This window comes from Falsiroseomonas sp. (genome assembly GCF_041690465.1).
Taxonomy (GTDB): Bacteria; Pseudomonadota; Alphaproteobacteria; order Acetobacterales; family Acetobacteraceae; genus Falsiroseomonas.
In genome coordinates, this window is the sequence record NZ_JAWLHG010000002.1 from 20,452 (window position 1) to 40,913 (window position 20,462).

General features: G+C 71.0%; 16 protein-coding genes. 13 read left to right on the forward strand and 3 right to left on the reverse strand.

Features of this window, described 5'->3' with window-relative positions; genetic code table 11:
• Positions 1–158: 158 nt before the first annotated feature.
• Complete coding sequence (locus ACESM1_RS02335) at positions 159–1,745, forward strand: ABC transporter substrate-binding protein (RefSeq protein WP_372617369.1); 1,587 nt, start codon at positions 159–161, stop codon at positions 1,743–1,745.
• Between the two features lie 44 nt (positions 1,746–1,789).
• Here ACESM1_RS02335 and ACESM1_RS02340 read toward each other — a convergent pair whose 3' ends face one another.
• The gene (locus ACESM1_RS02340; RefSeq protein WP_372617370.1) at positions 1,790–2,566 is read right to left on the reverse strand and encodes a MipA/OmpV family protein; all 777 of its coding nucleotides are present in this window, start codon (positions 2,564–2,566) and stop codon (positions 1,790–1,792) included.
• A 572-nt stretch (positions 2,567–3,138) separates the two neighbouring features.
• Here ACESM1_RS02340 and ACESM1_RS02345 point away from each other — a divergent pair.
• Complete coding sequence (locus ACESM1_RS02345; RefSeq protein WP_372617372.1) at positions 3,139–3,675, forward strand: fasciclin domain-containing protein; 537 nt, start codon at positions 3,139–3,141, stop codon at positions 3,673–3,675.
• Between the two features lie 340 nt (positions 3,676–4,015).
• The gene (locus ACESM1_RS02350) at positions 4,016–4,639 is read left to right on the forward strand and encodes a MarC family protein (RefSeq protein ID WP_372617373.1); all 624 of its coding nucleotides are present in this window, start codon (positions 4,016–4,018) and stop codon (positions 4,637–4,639) included.
• 111 nt (positions 4,640–4,750) lie between these two features.
• On the opposite strand, the gene ACESM1_RS02355 is transcribed toward ACESM1_RS02350, so the two are convergent.
• On the reverse strand, positions 4,751–5,929 hold the full coding sequence (locus tag ACESM1_RS02355) for an AraC family transcriptional regulator (RefSeq protein WP_372617375.1): 1,179 nt from the start codon (positions 5,927–5,929) through the stop codon (positions 4,751–4,753).
• A 190-nt stretch (positions 5,930–6,119) separates the two neighbouring features.
• Here ACESM1_RS02355 and ACESM1_RS02360 point away from each other — a divergent pair, with 190 nt between their 5' ends.
• The 4 genes from ACESM1_RS02360 (at position 6,120) to ACESM1_RS02375 (ending at position 12,039) form a co-directional block, all read left to right on the forward strand.
• Positions 6,120–6,710 (forward strand): hypothetical protein, encoded by a 591-nt coding sequence (locus tag ACESM1_RS02360; RefSeq protein ID WP_372617377.1) that lies wholly within the window; start codon positions 6,120–6,122, stop codon positions 6,708–6,710.
• Between the two features lie 21 nt (positions 6,711–6,731).
• On the forward strand, positions 6,732–7,754 hold the full coding sequence (locus ACESM1_RS02365; RefSeq protein WP_372617379.1) for a patatin-like phospholipase family protein: 1,023 nt from the start codon (positions 6,732–6,734) through the stop codon (positions 7,752–7,754).
• A 113-nt stretch (positions 7,755–7,867) separates the two neighbouring features.
• Complete coding sequence (locus ACESM1_RS02370) at positions 7,868–8,956, forward strand: efflux RND transporter periplasmic adaptor subunit (protein WP_372617381.1); 1,089 nt, start codon at positions 7,868–7,870, stop codon at positions 8,954–8,956.
• Positions 8,953–12,039 (forward strand): efflux RND transporter permease subunit, encoded by a 3,087-nt coding sequence (locus ACESM1_RS02375; RefSeq protein WP_372617383.1) that lies wholly within the window; start codon positions 8,953–8,955, stop codon positions 12,037–12,039. Before ACESM1_RS02370 ends, ACESM1_RS02375 begins: the two co-directional genes overlap by 4 nt.
• Here ACESM1_RS02375 and ACESM1_RS02380 read toward each other — a convergent pair.
• On the reverse strand, positions 12,026–13,048 hold the full coding sequence (locus ACESM1_RS02380; protein WP_372617385.1) for a helix-turn-helix domain-containing protein: 1,023 nt from the start codon (positions 13,046–13,048) through the stop codon (positions 12,026–12,028). The two genes, ACESM1_RS02375 and ACESM1_RS02380, sit on opposite strands and share 14 nt — an antisense overlap.
• A gap of 189 nt (positions 13,049–13,237) precedes the next feature.
• Between ACESM1_RS02380 and ACESM1_RS02385 the strand changes: the two genes are divergently transcribed.
• The 6 genes from ACESM1_RS02385 to ACESM1_RS02410 all read left to right on the forward strand — a co-directional run bounded on the left by ACESM1_RS02385 (position 13,238) and on the right by ACESM1_RS02410 (position 20,356).
• Entirely contained in the window at positions 13,238–13,582 is a 345-nt protein-coding gene (locus ACESM1_RS02385; RefSeq protein ID WP_372617386.1) for a hypothetical protein, read from the forward strand.
• A gap of 127 nt (positions 13,583–13,709) precedes the next feature.
• On the forward strand, positions 13,710–14,216 hold the full coding sequence (locus ACESM1_RS02390) for a DUF1269 domain-containing protein (RefSeq protein WP_372617388.1): 507 nt from the start codon (positions 13,710–13,712) through the stop codon (positions 14,214–14,216).
• Between the two features lie 381 nt (positions 14,217–14,597).
• Complete coding sequence (locus ACESM1_RS02395; protein WP_372617390.1) at positions 14,598–15,980, forward strand: M20/M25/M40 family metallo-hydrolase; 1,383 nt, start codon at positions 14,598–14,600, stop codon at positions 15,978–15,980.
• Complete coding sequence (locus ACESM1_RS02400) at positions 15,977–17,527, forward strand: AbgT family transporter (protein WP_372617392.1); 1,551 nt, start codon at positions 15,977–15,979, stop codon at positions 17,525–17,527. Before ACESM1_RS02395 ends, ACESM1_RS02400 begins: the two co-directional genes overlap by 4 nt.
• Before the next feature lie 3 nt (positions 17,528–17,530).
• Positions 17,531–19,345 (forward strand): SLC13 family permease, encoded by a 1,815-nt coding sequence (locus tag ACESM1_RS02405; RefSeq protein WP_372617393.1) that lies wholly within the window; start codon positions 17,531–17,533, stop codon positions 19,343–19,345.
• A gap of 3 nt (positions 19,346–19,348) precedes the next feature.
• Entirely contained in the window at positions 19,349–20,356 is a 1,008-nt protein-coding gene (locus ACESM1_RS02410) for a lipid A deacylase LpxR family protein (protein WP_372617394.1), read from the forward strand.
• The last annotated feature ends 106 nt before the right edge of the window (positions 20,357–20,462 follow it).

The following is a 20,462-nucleotide window of genomic DNA, read 5'->3' on the forward strand; positions in this document are numbered from 1 at the left end:
CCTCGTCGCCGCCGGGCAGCACCTGCCGGGATGACGCGCCCTGGCGGGCGGGCGCCGATCCTCTGCCTGCCGGGCCTCGCGCCGATGCTGCGCCACCCCACCTGTCCATGCATGCACGTGAAGTCGGATCGGCTGACTGAGTTTTCTGGAGCAACGCCGTGCCAAGTCGCAGAGGCCTTCTCGCCGCCATCGCAGCAGCAACGGCACTACCCGCGCCGACCGTCCTGGCGCAGGGCGCGGCCGCACGCACCCTGCGCTTCGTCCCGCAGGCGGATCTCTCGGTGCTCGATCCGCTGGTCACCACGGCCTATGTCGTGCGCAACCATGCGTTGATGGTCTACGACACGCTCTACGGCCTCGACGAATCGCTGCGGCCATCGCCGCAGATGGTCGAGGAACATCTGGTCGAGGATGACGGCCGGCGCTGGACCTTCCGCCTGCGCGAGGGCCTGCTGTTCCACGACGGCGAGCCGGTACGCGCACGCGACTGCGTGGCCTCGATACGCCGCTGGTCGATGCGCGATCCGCTGGGCCAGCTGATGGCGGCGCGGACCGAGCACATGGCGGCAACCGACGACCGCTGCTTCGTGATTCGCCTCTCCCGCCCCTTCGCCCCGATGCTCGACGCGCTCGGCAAGCTGGCGTCGCCGATCTGCGCCATCATGCCCGAGCGCCTCGCGCTGACCGGCCCGGCGCGGGCCGTCGCGGAGGTGGTCGGCTCCGGGCCCTTCCGCTTCCGCGCCGACCAGTGGGTCGCTGGCTCGCGCGCCGTCTACGAACGCTTCGCCGCCTACCGGCCGCGCGAGGGCGGGACACCGGCATGGACGGCCGGGCCGAAAGTGACGCATCTCGACCGCGTCGAATGGCACACCATCCCGGACCCTTCCACCGCGGCAGCGGCGCTGCTGCGCGGCGAGGTGGACTGGTGGGAGCGGCCCGACTTCGACCTGCTGCCGTTGCTGCGCCGGAGTCGCGACCTGGTCATCGAGACGACGCCGCAGCTCGGCAGCGTCAGCATCTGCCGGCTGAACCACCTGCATCCGCCCTTCGACAACCCCGCGATCCGTCGCGCGGTGCTGAGCGCCGTGACGCAGGCGGATTTCATGAACGCGGTCGCGGGCACCGAGCCCGGCGCGTGGCAGGACGGCATCGGCATATGGCCGCCCGGCACGCCGCTTGCGACCGACGCCGGGATGGAGGCGATCGTCGCCCCGCACGACATCGAGCGGGCCCGCGAGGACATCCGCAAGGCCGGCTACCGCGGGGAGCGCGTGGTTTCGCTCGTCTCGACGGATTTCCCGACCGGCAAGGCGGCGGGCGAGGTCGGCGCCGACCTGTTCCGGCGCCTGGGGCTCAACCTGGACCATGTGGCGACGGACTGGGCCACTGTGGTGCAGCGGCGAGCCAGCCGCGAGCCTGTCGAGCGCGGCGGCTGGTCCTGCTTCTACACGGGCTTTGCGACGCTGGACCTGCTGAATCCGGGCGTTCACCAGCTTGTCCGCGGCGGCGGCGAGCGTGCCTGGTTCGGATGGCCGTCCATCCCCCGCATGGAGGAGCTCGCCGGCGCATGGCTCGACGCCCCCGACCTCGGCGCGCAGCGTGCGATCGCCACCGAGATGCAGCGCCTGGCCTTCGACGAGGTGCCCTATATTCCCCTCGGTCGGTATTTCCTGCCAACCGCCTATCGCGGCTCGCTCACGGGCGTGCTTCGCGGGCCGCCGCTCTTCTGGAACGTGCGGCGCTAGGCTGGATATCGGCTCCGGCGGCATGCTGTCACCCCGCCCGGGCGTCAGGGCAGGAATCGCCAGCCAAGCACGAGGCCGAACAACGCCTGGGTCGCGCTGCCGCGGCCGTCGACCAACGGGCTGTCGGCAGCATCGCCAAGGATGCGCCCGACCTCACCGAACGCCGTCACGCTCCAGCGGTCGTCGAGGACATAGGTCACGCTCGCCGCAACACCGGCGAACCAGTAGTCCTGCGGCGTGAAGCGCGCGTAGCCGCTGCGACGTGCCTGTTCCGTGTCCACGCCGAAATAGGTCTCGGCGAAATCCTCGCTGCCCCAGCTCAGCCTTGGGCCGGCACTCAGGATGAGATCCTGGCGCAGGCGCAGGACACGGTCGAGGCGAGCGTCCGCGACGAGGCCCGAATGCCCGCCGAAGCCCTGGCGAAGCTCGAGGGCCCCGCGCCATGCCGCGTCGGCATAGCGCAGGAAGAGGCCGCCCTCGCCGGCGGGGCGGATGTCGCCCATGCCGCGCAAGGCATCGTTGTCGTCCTGGTCGCGGCCGAAGCGGGCCCGCAATATGGCACCCATGTAGACATTGCCGTGGCGCAGGAGCGTGGCCCCCAGCCCATCCCGCAGCGACAGGAACAGCGTGTCCTCCCGCCAGCGGATCTCCGGGCTGGCGAGCGGCGACAGGGTGAAGCTGTCGGAACCCAGGTAGTCAGGCGAGACCAGGGCCCCCGCGCCGATGGACACCCGCCATTCGCCGGCAGGTGCCGGCGCAGGCGGGAGCGCCTGCGGCGCGAGCTCGGTCTGCGCCGCCGACGGGGACGCGATGGCCAGCACAGACGCGATCAGCAAGACTGCAGGCGCAGCGCGACGGCTTCCCAGGTTCCACGCGATCCTTCTGGCAGCAGCAAGCATCGGACGCGCACCCCAAAGCCGAGCAGAAGGCCATGCACCAACCTGTCCCATCGGAATCCCCCCAAGCGATGGATGCCAGGTCCACGACTGGCTCGTGACGGCGCGCTCGCCGCCGCCGGCTGCAACTGCGGGCAAAGCTAGCGGTCCGCCGCGGGCGGTTGATGGGCGTTGCATCCGTCGGATGCGCGGCATGTTCCAATGTCGCCGCAGCCGTGCCGCCGATCCGAACGAGCGGATCGGCGTCGAATCCGCGCAATCCGGGCTCGGACATTGGAGGCCGCCTGGCAACCGGGTTCGAAGCATCAAGGCGGGTGGCTGCGCCTGGACAGCATGACCGCGAAGCGTGTCGGCCGAGGATGGGACGGTTGGCATAGGCATGAGACCCATGCCCATGCCGCCGGCACAGGCGTCGCACTACGGTGGTGACCGGCGATCCGGCCGAGGCCCTCGCCACCTGCATGCGGGGCTCCGGCCCGTCACAAGGAGAAAATGCCATGACCATCCGATCCTCAAGCCTGCGCGTTGCGGCGCTGGCCGCTCTTGCCGTTGCCGCGGGTGCCGTCGGCGCGCCCGGCGCCTCGGCGCAGCAGCGCAACTGCATCGACACCCTGGCCGGCATGAGCGAATTCTCCCGCTTCGTGAACGGCGTGGTGCGCGCTCGCGCCGTCGGCGACTTCCGCAACGCCAACAGCATCACGATCTTCGCGCCGACCAATGATGCGCTGTCCGGCGGCGCGCGCAGCGCGCTCATCGACCGGCTCTTCCCGCTGGTGGACGGCAACCGCGAGGCCGACCCCGTCCTCGCACCGGCCGCGTTCCAGGCGCATGTGGTGCAGGGGCGCCATGACAGCGCGGCGCTCCGCCAGGGCGGCGAGTTGACGACGGTCGCCGGCACGACGCTGCGGGTCAGCACGGCGAATGGCGCGCTGACGGTGGCGGAGAAGGGCGACGTGATGGCGCGCGTCACACGCGCCGACATCCCCTGCTCCAATGGCGTGATCCATGCCATCGACGCGCCGCTGATCCGCTGAGTGCGGCTGCCGGCAGCGAGCCCGGGCACGGCGTCATCTGCACCGCCGCCGTGACCCGGGTTCGCAACGCCGGCCATGGCGCGCGACCATGCCGAAACGCCGGCACGCGCCTGGGCTGCGGGTTGCCCTCGGCGTCGCCGCAGCATGATTGCCACGACATCGACAGACGACGGCGCCACCGGTGCGCGGAAGGGGTAGACGCGCGTGCCAGGGTTGCCGACTCGTCAGGTGCCAGGCCGAGCCCTCCGGCGGACCGCGGGATCCGCGCGTCGGCGCGACGCCCCGGTTGGGTTCGCATTCCTTGTCACGGCCGGTTCCCGGCGCTGAGGTGCTGGCCGACATGCTCGAGACCTTCGGCTTCACTCTCGTCGCGCTGCTGGTGATCGTCGATCCGGTCGGCACGTCGGTCATCTTCGCCTCCATGAGCGCGAACAACACCGCGGCTGAAAAGCGCAGGCAGGCGATCCGCGCCACCATCATCGCCACGGTCGTGCTGCTGGCCTTCGCCGTGCTCGGCGGCTGGCTGCTGCGCACGCTGGGCATCGGCATGGCAGCCATGAAGGTGGCCGGCGGGTTGCTGCTGTTCCTGCTCGCGGCCGACATGGTGATGGGCCAGACCTTCCTGCGCGCGACGCCGGAGGAACAGAAGGCTGGCGCCGAAGCGCACGACATCTCCGTCTTCCCCCTTGCCATCCCGCTGCTCGCCGGACCGGGCGGCATGACCAGCATGGTCCTGATGGTGCAGCAGACGGGCGGTGACTGGGGGCGATTGGCCGCCGTCTTCGCCGCGCTGATCGTGGTGCTGGTGCTGGCGCTCATCTGCCTGCTGGCCGCCGGCACGGTGGCAAGGCTGCTCGGCACCACCGGCAGCCATGTGATCGGCCGCGTACTCGGCGTGCTGCTGGCAGCGCTCGCTGCGCAGATCGCGCTCGAAGGCGTGCGCGAGAGCCTTGCGGCCGCATGAGCGGCCAACGACCGGGCCAGGTGGCCGGTCGTGCCGATCCGCGGCGCCGCAGCGCAGCCCCGCCCGGCCGGCACCGCCGACCCTCAGCCGCGCCTCGCCCCCGCCAGCTGCCTACAGGGCCCGCAACAGGTCCTGCAGGGAGCCGGAGCCGCCGCGGAGCACAGGCTGGCGCTGGCCGGCGGCAAGCGCGCCCGCCCTCCGCGCCGTGCGCAGCTCTCGCGGTGAGAAGCCGAAGGTGCGGCGGAACATGCGGCTGAAGCTCGAGGGATCGAAAAGCCCGTTCGCCTCCGCGACCTCGGAGATGCTGCGTGCATCATTCGGATCTGCCAGCGCCCGGTAGGCGGCGTTCAGCCGCTCCCGCTGGATGAACAGCGCCACGCCGCCATACGGCTCGAGCAATCGGTAGAGCTGCGAGCGCGAAACGCCGGCCATCTCGCACAGCCGCTCCGGCCCGAGCCTCGCCGATCCGAGGTTGGCGCGGATCAGGTTGCGCAGGCGCACCATCTGCACCGCACAGAGGGGCACCGCAGCCGCCTCCTGCCGCGCCGGGTCGGGCGCGACGGCAAGTGCGATCATGGCCCTGGTGGCTTCCGCCATGCGCTCGGAATCCGCGACCGTCATGCGGGGAAGTTCTTCCGCTAGCAGCAGCAGGTAGTCGCGCAGGAGAAGGCCGCTCGGCGTGTCCAGAACCTGGCAGCCCGACCCCGCGGAGATGGCGGCGGGGGGCAGGTCGTCGCGCGGGAGATACAGGTGCAGCCAGCCCGAGCGGGTGCGTGCCGCCTCGAAGGGCTGCGCGAGCGAATGGAGGACGAGCTGCCCCGGCCGCATCACGGTGATCTGGTCGCGCGTGCGGTAGACGCGCTGGCCATGCGTGGCCAACGACAAGGACAAGAGGTCAATGCCGTCGCGGCGCAAATTGGTGGCCGAGCGCCGGTAGGTCCCGGCCGGCGTCTCGGCCGCGAGCAGCGCCAGCCGGCCGAAGCGGAAGGTGCTTGCGTTCACCTCATAGGAAGCGGGCGTGGTCGCGGGCGTCAGGTAATCGACCAGTCCTGCGTTGACGTCTCGCCAGGCGTCGAACTGCACGCGCGCCGGCAACTCCTGCGTGGTCTGGCGCAGGGGCTTCAGCAGGCGAGAGCGTGCGTCCTCCGACGCGGCGCCAGGAACAACGATCCCATGCGCGTCTGCATGCGGGCCGGCCGGTTCTTCGAGCATAAACAATCTTGTTTCGCTAGTTGAACGAGTAATGAAGCGCCAGACACCTGCGAAAGCAACGCAACATGTGGCGACCACGCTGCCCGCTGGGACGGTGCGCCAAGCGTCGGGATGCTGCGTCCGCCGCCGGGACGGACTGTCCACCCTCGGAATGGCCGGACACGTCCGGGCTTGCAGCGGAGACGTGCGGCCAAGCGTCGGGACGGCAGGACAGTGTCCGGAGCGGGGCTCCAGCCTAGGGTCGGGCCACGTTTGAGCCGGAGGCCTCATGTCCGACGCCGTATTGGCTGCGCCACCGGCCGACGCGCCAACTGCACCGGTGACCGGGGCGTGCCTCGAACTCGACCTCAGGGATGCCGGCCGGCTCATCGACCCCGAGGCCGAGTGGCCCTCCCTTCCCGGCTGCCTGCGGCCGGCGGCCGAGGCGGCGATCATCGACTGGGCGCGCCGGCAGCCGAAAGACGCCCCGCTCTCCATCCTGGTCCGGCTGCCGCCATCTGCCATGGCGGAGGCCGCGAAGCTCGAGCTTGCCGAGAGGGTCAGCGCGCATTTCGGGCGCATGGCCGAGGAGCAGGCCTACACGGCCAGGGTCTTCCTGGCCGATGCGCGGCTGAGTGCGGCCGTCGGCTTCGCCGTCTTTGCCGCCTCCCTCCTCGCCGTCTGGACGCTTTATGCGAGCTACCAGGGCTCGACGACTGCGCGCGCGATCCGCGAAACCCTCAGCATCATCGGCTGGATCGCGGCATGGAAGCCGCTGGAGATGCTGGTGCACGAACGCCGGCCGATCCTGCGCCGCCTTCGCCTGCTGCGCCGGCTGGCCGAGGCCTCGGTGCGCGTCGCCCCGGCCGTGCGGCGGTGAACACCAAGGCCGGAGGACGTGATGCGACGACGTGATCCCGTGCGGGTGGACCTCGCCCTGCAGGGCGGCGGCGCACATGGCGCCTTCACCTGGGGCGTGCTCGACCGGCTGCTGGAGGAGCCATGGCTGGAGGTGGAGGGCATCTCCGGCACCTCCGCCGGTGCGATGAATGCCGCCGTGATGGCCAGCGGCCTTGCGCTTGGCGGCCGGCAGGGCGCGCGCGAGGCGCTGGAGGCCTTCTGGCGCCGTGTGTCCCGCGCCGCCACCTTCAGCCCCTTCCAACGCGGCCCGGTGGACGTGATGCTCGGCCGCTGGACGCTCGACAACTCGCCCGCCTTCCTGCTGATGGACCTGCTGGCCCGGGTCGTCTCGCCCTATGACCTGCCAGGCGTGGCCAGCAACCCGCTGGCCGAGGTGCTGCGCGAGAGCGTGGACTTCGCCGCGCTGCGCGACGGGCCGATCAAGGTCTTCGTCACTGCCACCAGCGTGCGCACCGGCCGCGCGCGGCTCTTCCGCAACGCGGATCTCGGCGTCGAGGCGCTGCTGGCCTCCGCCTGCCTGCCGCAGCTGTTCCAGGCCGTGGAGATCGACGGCGAGCCCTACTGGGATGGCGGCTTCGCCGGCAACCCGACGCTGATGCCGTTGGTGACGGAGCTCGAATCCGACGACACCATCCTCGTCCCGATCAACCCGATCGAGCGCCCCGGCACGCCGCGCAGCGCGCGCGACATCCTGGACCGGGTGAACGAGATCTCCTTCAACGCGGTGGCGCTGAAGGAGCTGAAGATGATGGCGCTGCTGCGCAAGGTCGCCGACCCCGGCAACAGCGAGGGCGCGGCCTGGGCGCGCATGCGGCTGCACGTGGTGCGCAACGAGGTGATGGCGGCGCTCGGCTATTCCTCGAAGCTCAACGCCGAATGGGCCTTCCTCGATTGGCTGCGCGACGCCGGGCGGCGGGCGGCGGAGGACTTCCTGCGCGATCATGCGCAGGCCATCGGAGTCCGCTCGTCGATCGACCTCGATGCGATGCTCGCGGGCGTCTAGGACCGCCGGCCGCGGCTCCGGGACGTTCGGCGCAGGGCCGGGACGTGCCGCCGATCAAGGGATACCGGCGGGACGCTAGGTTCGCCTTGCCCACCTGTGCGGGGATCACGAGCATGTCTAGAGTTCCGGGCGGCGCGCCGCTGTCGTGCCTGTTGCTCGCGCTGGCGGCGCTGTCGGCCTGTGGTCAGCCGCCGGAGCCACCGCCCCCGCAGCCGCGCCCCGTGCGCGTCACCACCGTGGAAGCGCGCGGCGAGCCCACCGTGATCAGCCTGACCGGCACGATCCAGGCCGAAACCGAGGTCAATCTCGGCTTCCGCATTGACGGGCGGATGATCGAACGGCTGGTCAATGTCGGCGACCGCGTCGAGGCGGGCCAGGTGGTCGCGCGGCTGGACCGCACGAACGAGGAGAACACGCTGCGCTCGGCGCGCGCCGCGCTGGCGGCAGCGGAGGCCCAGCTGAGGGAGGCGCGGGCGAATTACGGCCGCGCGTCGGAGCTGCTGCGCACCGGCTTCGGCACGCGCCAGCGCTACGATCAGGCGGCCCAGCAGCTGCAGACAGCGACCAGCGCCGTGGATTCCGCCCAGGCCCAGGTGAACATCGCCGAGAACCGCGTGGGCTACACCGAGCTGCTCGCCGATGCGGCCGGCATCGTCACGGCCCGCGGCGCCGAGCCCGGGGAGGTGGTGGCGCCAGGGCGGATGATCGTGCGCCTCGCCCGGCAGGAGGGGCTCGACGCGGTCTTCGACGTGCCTCCCGTGGTCAGGGACATCGCGCCGCCCGACGTGGTGATCGGGGTCGCGCTGACCCTCGACCCCACGGTGCGCACCACCGGCCGCGTGCGCGAGGTCTCGCCGAGCGCCGACCCGGTGACCGGCACCTTCCGCGTGCGCATCGGCCTCACCGACCCGCCGCCCGCGCTGCGCCTCGGCTCGACGGTCACCGGGCGGATGGAGGTCTCGGGCGGGGCGGGCTACGCCATCCCGGCCGGCGCACTGACCCGCCAGGGCGCCTCTCCGGCCGTCTGGGTGGTGGACCCGGCCAGCCGCACCGTAGCGCTTCGCGCGGTCGAGGTTCTGCGCCACGACCCGGCGCGCGCGGTCATCTCCTCCGGCCTCTCGGGCGGGGAGGTGGTCGTCACCGCAGGCGTCCAGGCGCTCAGGCCCGGGCAACAGGTGCGGCTGCTGGATGCCGCCCCGTGATCGGACCCAACCTCTCCGAGTGGTCGATCAGGCGGCCGCAGCTCGTCTTCTACTTCATGCTCGTCGCGATCATCGCCGGCGCGCTGGTCTTCATGCGCCTCGGCCGCAACGAGGACCCGGCCTTCACCTTCCGCACCATGGTCGTCTCCGCCGCCTGGCCGGGTGCGACGATCGAGGAGACGCTGCTGCAGGTGACCGAGCGCCTCGAGCGCACGCTGCAGGAGACGCCGAACCTCGACCGGCTGCGCAGCTACACCATCGCCGGCCAGACCACGATCTTCGTGGACCTCAAGGGCTCGACTCCGCCAGAGGTGGTGCCCGACATGTGGTACGAGGTGAGGAAACGCGTCGGCGACATGCGCCACACCCTGCCGCAGGGCGTGGTGGGCCCCGGCTTCAACGACGATTTCGGCGACACCTTCGGCATCATCTTCGGCTTCACCGCCGACGGCTTCAGCCGCCGCGAGCTGCGCGACAAGGTGGAGGATGCGCGCTCGCGCCTGCTGCGCGTGCCGGACGTGACCAAGGTCGAGATCCTCGGCGCGCAGGACGAGGTGATCTTCGTCGAGTTCTCGCTCGAACGCCTGGCCGGGCTCGGGCTGAACTACCCCTCGCTCATCGCGGCACTCCAGGCGCAGAACGCAGTCAGCCCCGCCGGCCTCGTCCAGACCGGACAGGAGCGGCTCGCGCTGCGTGTCTCCGGCGCCTTCCAGACCGAGGCCGACCTCGCCGCCGTCTCCTTCCTCGCCGGCGACCGGCTGGTGCGCCTGACCGACATCGCCGAGATCCGTCGCGGCTTCGCCGACCCGCCGCAGCCGATGTTCCGCGTGAACGGCCAGCCTGCGATCGGGCTTGCGGTGGCGATGCGCCAGGGCGGCGACATCCTGGCGCTGGGCGAGAACCTCCGGCGCGAGATGCGGCTCATCGAGAACGACCTGCCGATCGGCATCGAGCCCTTCCTGGTCGCCGACCAGGCCACGACGGTGGACACCGCGATCGGCGATTTCACCGAAAGCCTCTGGCAGGCCATCCTGATCATCATGGCGGTGAGCTTCGTCGCGCTCGGCATGCGCGCCGGCGCGGTGGTCGCGCTCTCCATCCCGCTCACGCTGGCCATCGTCTTCCCGCTGATGCTGCTGGCCGGGCTGGACCTGCAACGCATCTCGCTCGGCGCGCTGATCATCGCGCTGACGTTGCTGGTGGACGACGCGATGACCACGATCGACGCCATGATCCGTCGCCTCTCGCTCGGCGACCGCAAGGACCAGGCGGCGACCTTCGCCTACCGCACACTGGCCGCGCCGATGCTGACCGGCACGCTCGTCACCATCGCCGGCTTCCTGCCGATCGGTTTCGCGGCGAGCTCGGCCGGCGAGTACACCTTCTCCATCTTCGCCGTTGTCGGCATCGCGCTTGTCGTTTCCTGGCTGGTCGCCGTGATCTTCGCGCCGCTGCTGGGCATGGTGATCCTGAAGGCGCCGAAGGCCGCTGCCGCCGGCACCCCTGCGCCGGCGCCGGGCGCGCTGCTGCGCGCCTATGCCGGCTTCCTGCGGCTCGCGATCCGGCTGCGCTGGGTGACCATCGCGGTCGCGCTCGCGGCCTTCGCCGTCTCGCTCTACGCCGTGCGTTTCGTCCCGCAGCAGTTCTTCCCCTCCTCCGACCGGCCGGAGCTGCTGGTGGACATCACGCTGCCCCAGAACGCCTCGATCTTCGCCAGCCAGGAGGCGGCCGAGCAGCTGGACACGGCGCTCGCCGCGGATCCGGACGTAGCGCATTGGAGCAGCTATGTCGGCCGCGGCGCGATCCGCTTCTACCTGCCGCTCAACGCCCAGCTCGCGAACCCGTTCTTCGCCCAGGCCGTCGTGGTGGCGAAGGATCTCGAGGCGCGCCTGCGCCTGCAGCCGCGCCTCGAGGCGCTGCTGGCCGAGCAGTTTCCCGGCGCCGTCGCCCGCGTCTCCCCGCTCGAACTCGGCCCGCCCGTCGGCTGGCCGCTGCAATGGCGCGTGGTCGGCCCCGACACCGAGAGGATCCGCGCCATCGCCTTCGACGTGGCGGAGGTGCTCGCGGCGAGCCCCGGGGCGCGCAACCTGAACTTCGACTGGATGGAGCCGGCGCGGCAGCTCCGCGTCGTGGTGGATCAGGAGCAGGCGCGCCAGCTCGGCCTCTCCTCGGCCGCCATCGCTTCCACGCTGAATGCGGTGATCACCGGCAGCGTCGTCACGCAGATCCGCGACGACATCTACCTGATCAACGTGACTTCCCGCGCCACCGCGGCCGAGCGCCTCTCGCTCGATACGCTGCTGACGATGCAGGTGCCGATCCCGGGCGGACGCACCGTCGCGCTCGGCCAGTTCGCCACCTTCGAGTACGGCCAGGAATACCCGCTGGTCTGGCGCCGCGACCGCGTGCCTTCGCTGACGGTGCAGGCCGATGTCCGCCCCGGCGTCCTGCCCGACCTGGTGGTGGCCGAGGTCGAGCCCCGCCTGGCGGAGCTGCGCACGCGCCTGCCCGCCGGCTACGCGATCGAGCTTGGCGGCATCGCGGAGGAGAGCGCCGATAGCCGCGCCTCCGTCATGGCGGTCGTGCCGATGATGATCGTCGTGATGCTGACCGCGCTGATGTTCCAGCTGCAGAGCTTCGCGCGCCTCGGCCTGGTGGTGGCGATCCTGCCGCTCGGGCTGATCGGCGTGGTGATGGCGCTGCTGGTGTTCGACCGGCCGCTCGGCTTCGTCGCCATCCTCGGCATCCTGGCGCTGCTGGGCATGATCGCGAAGAACGCGGTGATCCTGATCGTGCAGATCGACGAGGACCGCGCATCGGGGCTCGAGCTGCGCGAGGCCGTGGTGGCCGCCGCCACCTCGCGCCTCCGGCCGATGATGCTGACGGCGCTCTCGACCGTGCTCGGCCTGATCCCGATCGCGCCGACGGTGTTCTGGGGGCCGATGGCCTTCGCCATCATGGGCGGCCTGCTGGTGGCGACGCTGCTGACGCTGATCGTGCTGCCGGCGCTCTATGTGGCGGTGCTGGACCGGCGCGAGACCCGGCCGGCGACACGCCCGGAGGTGCCCGTCAGCGGAAGCTGAGCGCCGCCGCCAGTCCCGGGAAGGGGTGTGCCGGCAACGGCGAACGTCGCGCCAGCACCTCGCTCGGGGTGCAGCCGAATTCGCGGCGGAAGGCACGCGTGAAGCTGGACGAATCGAAGAACCCGACCATCTCCTTGATCCGGCTGATCGAGGACGGCCCATCCGCGCGCGCCAACTCGGTATAGGCGCGCCGCAGCCGGCGCAGCTGGATCACGCGCGCGATGCCGCCGGCCGGCGCGAAGCAGCGATACAGCTCGGAGCGCGAGATGCCGGATTGCCGCACCAGGGTCGCCGGCGACAGCTCGGGGTCTCCCAGGGCGGCGTCCACGAGTGCGATCACCCTTGCCCGCCGCGCGGCTTCGAACTGCAAGCGGGTGGAGGCAGGCTGCATCCCGTCGTCCAGCAGGCACGCGGCGAGCATGGAGGACAAGGCGGCCTCCAGCCGCGGTGCCTCCCCGGCGGGGAACTCGTCGGCCGAGGCGGCGATGCGCGGCAGCATGCCGGCCAGCATCCGCGTCGCCGGACTGAGCACCGGGACGGCGCGCGGCGCGGCGAAGACCGGCGCGACCTGCGGGAGGCGCTCGGGCTGGATGAACACGCCGAGCCACCGGCCGCCGAGATTGCGCAGGCCGAGGCCGCGTGAGAGCGAACCGAGCCAGATCGCCACCGGAGTGCGATCGTCTTCGCCCATGCGCAATGCGACCAGCCAATGGTCCAGCCCGTCGCGCAGCCCCTGGCTGCGGGACCGGCGGTAGCTGGCGGGCGCGGCCTGCATCTCCAGCAGGACGTGGTGGCCGAGCCGGCGCAGCGTGGCGTGGCCCACGAAACCCTCGCCGCCGGCGGAGGATGCCGTCACATGCACCGCCGGTTGCCAGAACGCGCGCCACGCATCGATGCGGATCGAGGGCGGCAGGTCGCGGGTGTCCACCGAGAAGCGCCCCGCCCGTTCGCGGCCGGAAACGCTGCCCGGGACCGGATCCCGCAGATCGGCCACGCCTGGGTCGGGCACCTGGGGTCCACTCCTCCAGCTCCTGTCTTCGGCTTATCGCGAAGCGATGAGGCGTTCCAGGGTCGTCCCGCGCCAAGGAATGCGGTGCGCAGGGCGGGGACGCCGCGCCCATTCCTTCCACCGCATGTCCCGGTATCGGTTGCCGTGCGGGCCGCACCCGGTCCGCTCGCACCTGCGGGAGAACAGAAGATGTCCCTGAGCGCCCCATGGGCGGCACGCCGGCTCGCGCTCGGCGCCGCCATGGCCATCGGGCTGGCCGCGGCCGCCGCTGCACAGCCCTCGCGCGAGTTCGAGCGTGCCGAGCTCGGCTACCTCAACGCCGACCTGCGCGCCGAGGTCGAGCGACGCGCCACCGGCGGCAACACGCCGCGCGGCGTGCTGGAAACCATCCTGCTGAACAACCTGCAGCTCCGGCTGCCCGCGACCGAGGTGATCGCGGTGGATTTCTTGAAGTCCACGGTCGTCTACAGGGCGCCCGATGGCGCCCTGCGTGCCGCGCGGTTCAACCCGGCGAACCTCACGGTCGTCGAGTAGAACCCGCCCGCGGCGCGGAGTGCCCCCCCGCCGCGCCGCGGTCCCCTCCTCCCGCAGGTCGGCCTTGCCCGCCACCGACCCGCCGCGCAGCCTTGTTCATGGCGGCTCGCCAGTTGGAGCTTTCGCGATGGCCGACCTGCTCGTCATCTCCTTCCCGACCGAAGCGCAGGCGGAAGAGGCGCGGACGCGCATCTTCGGCATGCAGCGCGAATACCTGATCGCGGTCGGCGATGCCGCGGTGGCGCTGCGGCGGCCCGATGGCAGCATCAAGCTCAACCAGGTACTCCAGCCGACCGCCGCGGGCGCCGCGGGCGGTGCGCTCTGGGGCTCCCTGATCGGCCTGCTGTTCCTCAACCCGCTGGCTGGCGCGGCACTCGGCGCGGCGACGGGCGCCGTGGCCGGCCGCCTCAGCGATGTCGGCATCAACGACGCCTTCATGAAGGAGGTGGCGCAGAGCCTCGAGGCGGGCGAAGCGGCCTTGTTCCTGCTCGTGCGGAAGATGACCGCCGACCGCGTGATGGAGGGGCTGCAGGGCATGGGGGGGCGGATCATGCGCAGCTCCTTCGACGAGACGAAGGAGGACATGCTGCGCGCAGCCCTCGCCGGCGAGGGAGCCGCGAGCGGAGCGGCATGAGCGTCGCCGGCAGCGCCCGGCTGCCACCGCCGGGGCAGCTGGTGGAGCTCACGGTGCCTGGCATGTCGGAGGCGCGGTTCCGGCCGACGACGCCGCCTGCCCGCCCTCGCTGCTCGACGTGGCGGAGAGGTGCCGGTCCGAGGAGATGCGTGTGAAAGGCGGTGCGGCGATGAGGCCCGCCCGGCCTTTCGCTGCGGAACGTCCTGCCCCGGATGGATGTCGAGCGCCGGCATGCCGCCTCCCGGTGCGGCGAACAGACAGCACAGAGGCGGGACGTGCCGCGGTGGGCCCCTGTGCCGCACGCCTCTAGCGTGGCGGCACCGGCAATGCCTGGTGACGCGACATGCGCGCCCAGGCGCCACGACGGCAGGCAGGAAACCCATGAGCGAACTCGACCGCGTGCTGGCGCACATCGACCGGGACATGGAGGGGGCCCTGGAGCGGCTCTTCGCCGTGCTGCGCATCAAGTCCATCTCGACGGATCCCGCCTTCGCGGGGGACTGCGCGGCGAATGCCGAATGGCACGCCGACGACCTGCGCTCGATCGGCTTCGACGCCTCGGCGCGGCCCACGCCCGGCCACCCGATCGTGGTCGCGCATGACCGCAGCGCCCGCGGCCCCTCGGCGCTGTTCTACGGCCACTACGACGTGCAGCCGGTGGATCCGCTGGAGCTGTGGGACCGCGACCCCTTCGACCCGGCGATCGAGACGCAGCCGGACGGCACGAAGGTGATCCGCGGCCGCGGCAGCGCCGACGACAAGGGCCAGCTGATGGCCTTCGTCGAGGCCTGCCGCGCCTGGAAGGCGGTGACGGGGAAGCTGCCGATCCCGGTGACGATCCTGCTGGAAGGCGAGGAGGAATCGGGCGGCGCCAACCTGCCGGGCTTCCTCGAGGCCAACCGGGCCGAGCTGAAGGCCGACATCGGCCTGATCTGCGACACCAACATGTGGGACCCGGAGACGCCCGCGATCGTCACCATGCTGCGCGGCCTGTGCGGCGAGGAGGTGATCATCCACGCCGCCGACCGCGACCTGCATTCCGGCTTCTACGGCATGGCCGCGGCCAACCCGAACCGCATCCTCGCGAAGATCCTCGCGGAGCTCTACGACGACCAGGGCCGCGTCACGCTGCCGGGCTTCTACGACGGTGTCCCGGAACTGCCGGACTCCCTGAAGCAGCAGTGGGCCACCCTCGGCTTCACGGCGGAGAAGTTCCTCGGCGTCATCGGCCTCTCGGTGCCGGCCGGCGAGAAGGGTCGCAATGCGCTGGAGATGGTCTGGTCGCGCCCGTCCTGCGAGATCAACGGCATGGGCGGCGGCTACCAGGGTGAGGGCTTCAAGACCGTGATCCCCGCCCAGGCCTCCGCCAAGGTCTCCTTCCGCCTGGTGTTCGACCAGGATCCGCACAGCATCCGCGAGGCCTTCCGCGCGCATGTGCGCGCCCGCCTGCCGGCCGATTGCCGCGCGGAGTTCATCGAGCACGGCTCCGGCCGCGCCATCCGCTTCCCCGACACCGACCCCGCCTTCGCCAAGGCGCGCCAGGCGCTGAGCGACGAATGGGGCAAGCCCGCGGTGTTCATCGGTTCCGGCGGCTCCATCCCGGTGACGCACATGCTGAAGACGTCGCTCGGCATGGATGTGGTGCTGGCGGGCTTCGGGCTGGAGGACGATCGCATCCACAGTCCCAACGAAAAATACAACCTGGTCAGCTTCCAGAAGGGCATCCGCTCCTGGGCGCGCATCCTCGGAGCGCTGTCAGCATGAGCGCGATCCACCCCCCGCCGGCGACGCTCGAGGCGAAGACCGTGATGCAGCGCCTGCTCGACACCGTCGAGCGCGTCGGCAACCGCGTGCCGCATCCGGTGATGATCTTCGTGTACCTGATCGTCCTGGTCGTGGTCCTGTCGGCCCTGCTGGCGGCGTTCGGGGTGCGGGTCACCTACCAGGCCTACAATCCGGCCACCGGCGACATCGAGCCTGCGATGACGGCGGCGCGCAGCCTGCTGACGATCGAGGGCATCCGCTTCATGTTCACCGGCGTGGTGCCCAACTTCATGGGCTTCAACGCGGTGGGCGTGATCATCGTGGCGATGGTCGGCGTCGGCGTGGCGGAGGAGTCGGGCCTCGTGAAGGCGCTGATCCGCAAGCTGGTGATCGTGGCGCCCCCGAAGGCGCTGACCTACATCCTCGTCTTCGTCGGCATCGTCTCCTCGGTCGCGGCGGATGCCGGCTACCTCGTGCTGATCCCGCTCGCCGCGGCGGCCTTCCTCAGCGTCGGGCGGCATCCGCTGGCCGGCCTCGCCATGGCCTTCGCCGCGGTCGCCTCGGCCTTCATGGTGAACGTGCTGATCGTGCCGGTGGACGGAATCCTGACCGAGATCACCAACGACGCCATCCGCCTGGTCAACCCGAACGTCTCGATCGACCTCGCGGCCAATGTCTGGTTCTCGATCGCCTCCGTCGCGATGCTGACGGTGCTGATCGGGGTGATCACCGAGCGGGTGATCGAGCCGCGCCTCGGCGCCTATGCCGGCGACTATCACGTACCGGGCGAGAACGTGCTGTCGGAGAATGAGTACAAGGGCCTGCGCGCCGCGGGGCTCGCCCTGCTCGGCGTGCTGGCCTTCATCGGCCTCCTGGTCCTGCCGCCCGGCGCGCCGCTGCGCAACCCCGAGACCGGGGCGATCATCGGCGCCTCGCCCTTCATGGGCAGCCTGATCGTCTCGATCGCCCTGATCTTCCTGGTCTGCGGCATCGCCTATGGCCGCGCGGCGGGCACCATGCGGAGTGCCGCGGATGCGATCGGCGCGATCCAGAAATCCATCGGCGCACTGGCGGGGCTGATCCTGCTGCTGCTGGTGATCAGCCAGTTCATCGCCATCTTCAACTACTCGAACATGGCCACCCTGGCTGCCGTCTCGCTCGCCGAGTTCCTCGGTCGGCTCAACCTGCCGACGGTCGCGCTGCTGATCGGCTTCGTGATCGCCGTCTTCGGCATCGACCTGATCATCACCGCCGCGATCGCCAAATGGGCGATCTTCGCGCCCGTCTTCGTGCCCCTGCTGATGCAGCTGGGGGTCGAGCCGGAGACGGTGCTGGCGGCCTACCGCGTCGGCGACAGCCCGATGAACTCCATCACGCCGCTCAACGCCTACTTCGCCATGATCGTGACCTTCGCGATCAAGTACCAGAAGGACGCCGGCGTGGGCACGGTGATCGCGCTGATGCTGCCCTATGTGATTGCCATCTCCGTGGTGTGGACCCTGCTTCTGGCGGCCTGGTACATGCTCGGCCTGCCCTGGGGGCTCTAGACCATGGGTGACATCACGCTGATGGCCGCCATCATCCTGGCGGCCATCGTCCTCTTCGTCTGGAACCGCATTCCGGTCATCGTGGTGGCGATGGGCGTCGGGCTCGCGCTCTACGCGACCGGGCTGGTCACGCTGAACCAGGCGCTGTCCGGCTTCGGCGACCCGGCGGTGATGTTCATCGCGACGCTGTTCGTCATCAGCGCCGCGCTGGACCGCACCGGCGTGACCGCCTGGGCCGGGCAGATGCTGATCCGCGGCGCCGGCGAGGAAAGCCGCACGCGGCTCATGGTGCTGATCTCCCTGCTGGTGGCGGTGCTCACCGCACTGATCAGCGTCAACGGCGCGGTCGCGGCGCTGCTGCCGGTGGTGGTGGTGATGGCGCTGCGGCTGCGGCGCGCGCCCTCGCAGCTGCTGATGCCGCTGGTCTTCTCGGCCCATGCCGGCTCGATGCTCGCGCTGACCGGCACGCCGGTGAACGTGCTGGTGAGCGAGGCGGCGGCCGAGGCCGGCTTCCGCGCCATCGGCTTCTTCGAATTCACCATCGTCGGCGTGCCTCTGCTGCTCGGTGTCATGGCGATCACCGTGCTGTTCGGCGAGAAGCTGCTGCCGCACCGCGCCGGCGAGACGATGAGCGCGGATTTCAGCCGCCACGCCACCACACTGGTCGAGCAGTACGGACTGAAGGAGGGCCTGTTCCGCCTGCGCCTACGGGCGACCTCCCCGCTGATCGGCCAGCCCCCCTCAGCCCTCGACGTCCCTTCCTGGGAGGGACTGCGGCTGGTCGCCATCCATGACGGCGAGACCGGCGAGCGCCTGAAGCGCGAGACCATGGCGGAAGGTGACTTCCTGCTCGTCTCCGGCCAGGGCGAGGAGGCTGCGCGCCTCGCCGCCGCGCAGCACCTGGCATTCCGGCTCGAGAACAGCGACGACGACCTGCGCGACAGCCTGTTCAACCGCAGCTCCGGCCTCGCGGAGGTGATGATCCCGCCGCGCTCGGCGATGATCGGCCAGACCGCCTACCAGGGCATGGTCACCGACAGCGGGGATCTCGTCGTCATCGCGATCCAGCGTGGCGGAGCGGATGTCGGGGCGGAGCCGGTGGCGCTGCAGGCTGGCGACACGCTGCTGCTGCAGGGCAGCTGGCGGGCGCTCGACGTGCGGCTCGCGGATCCGCAGGTGCTGGTGGTGAACTCCCCGGACCTGGTGCGCCGCCAGGCGGTGCCGCTCGGCGCGGGGGCGTGGAGCGCGCTGGCGGTGCTCGGCGTGATGGTCCTCTTCCTGGCCACCGGCCTGCTGCCGGCGGCGGTCGTCGGGATTCTCGGCTCCTTCGCGCTGGTGCTGACCCGCGTGATGACCGTGGACCAGTGCTACCGCGCCGTGGACTGGACCACGGTGATCCTCGTCGCGGCCATGATGCCGCTGTCCACCGCCATGGTGCAGACCGGCGCGGCGGAGCTGTTGGCGGATGGGCTCGTCGCGATGGCCGCCGGCGGCAGCCCCACCATCCTGCTCGCGGGGCTGTTCGTGTTGACCGCGGTGCTCGGCCAGTTGATCAGCAACACGGCCACCGCGCTGATCATCATCCCGGTCGGCGTCGCGGCCGCGACGGCGATGGGCGTGTCGCCGTTGCCGGTGCTGATGACCGTCGCGATTGCCGCCGCGGCCGCCTTCCTGACGCCGATCGCGACGCCGACCAACCTGATGGTGATGCGCCCCGGCGGCTACGCCTTCGGCGAGTACTGGAAGTTCGGCCTGCCGATGATGATCTGGTTCTTCATCGTGGGCGTCTTCCTCGTGCCCCTGGTCTGGCGCTTCTGAGCGGTGTCGCGGATCGCCCGTGCCGCTCTTGGCGCCGCCGCGGCGCTGGCGATCCTGCCGGCCGCGGCCCAGACGCCGCCGGCGCGCCCGGCCGACCCGGCCGGCACCTTCGTCTTCCTGCTGGAGAACGACACCTTCTCGGGCCGGGATCGCTTCTACACCAACGGGTTCCTGTTCGCCTGGGGCTCGCCTTCCTACAACCCGCCGGACTGGCTGGCGGCAGTGACGGACCGGCCCGGGCTGCTGTTCCCTGCCGGCGGGATCGCCCGCTGGGGCCTCGCCTTCGGCCAGAAGAAGTTCACGCCCGAGGACACGCTGGCGCGCAACCCCGACCCGAACGACCGGCCCTATGCCGGATGGCTCTACGGCGCGGTGACGCTGATCTCCTACACGCCGCGGGAGTTCGGCAGCCTCGAGTTGCAGATCGGCGTGGTCGGACCCTCCGCGCTCGGCGAGCAGGTGCAGAACAACACGCACGACCTGCTCAACATCGACCGCGCGCTCGGCTGGGACGCACAGATCGAGGACGAGCCGGGGCTCAACCTCGTGCTGAACCGGCAGTGGCGGCTGAACCGGCCGCTCGGCGAGGGCGGGCTGCAGTACGGGTTCGTGCCGAGCCTGGCGGCGAGCCTCGGCAATGTGCAGACCTACGCGGCCGCCGGGCTCATGCTGCGCGTCGGCACGGAGCTGGAAGCGGATTTCGGCCCACCGCGCGCCCGGCCGGTTTCGGCCGGATCGGTGTTCTTCCAGCCGACCGAGCGCTGGGGCTGGTACGGCTTCGTCGCCGTCGAAGGCCGGGCCATCGCCCGGGACATCACCTTGGACGGCAACACCTGGCGCGACAGCCGCAGCGTGGAGCGCGAGCCGCTGGTCGGCGATGCGAGCCTCGGCATCGCCGTGGTGTTCCCGCGCGCACGCCTGACCTTCACCTACACGATGCGCAGCAAGGAGTTCGAGACGCAGCGCGAAGGCTCGCAGTTCGGTTCGCTCAGCCTTGCCGTCCGTTTCTGAGCGCAGAGACCGGGACGCCGCGCAAACTCCGGCGACAAGCTGCCGATGCGCCGGTCGGCGCGGTGCGGCGAAGCTTGGCCGCACCGCCCACGGGAAGCGTGGGGGG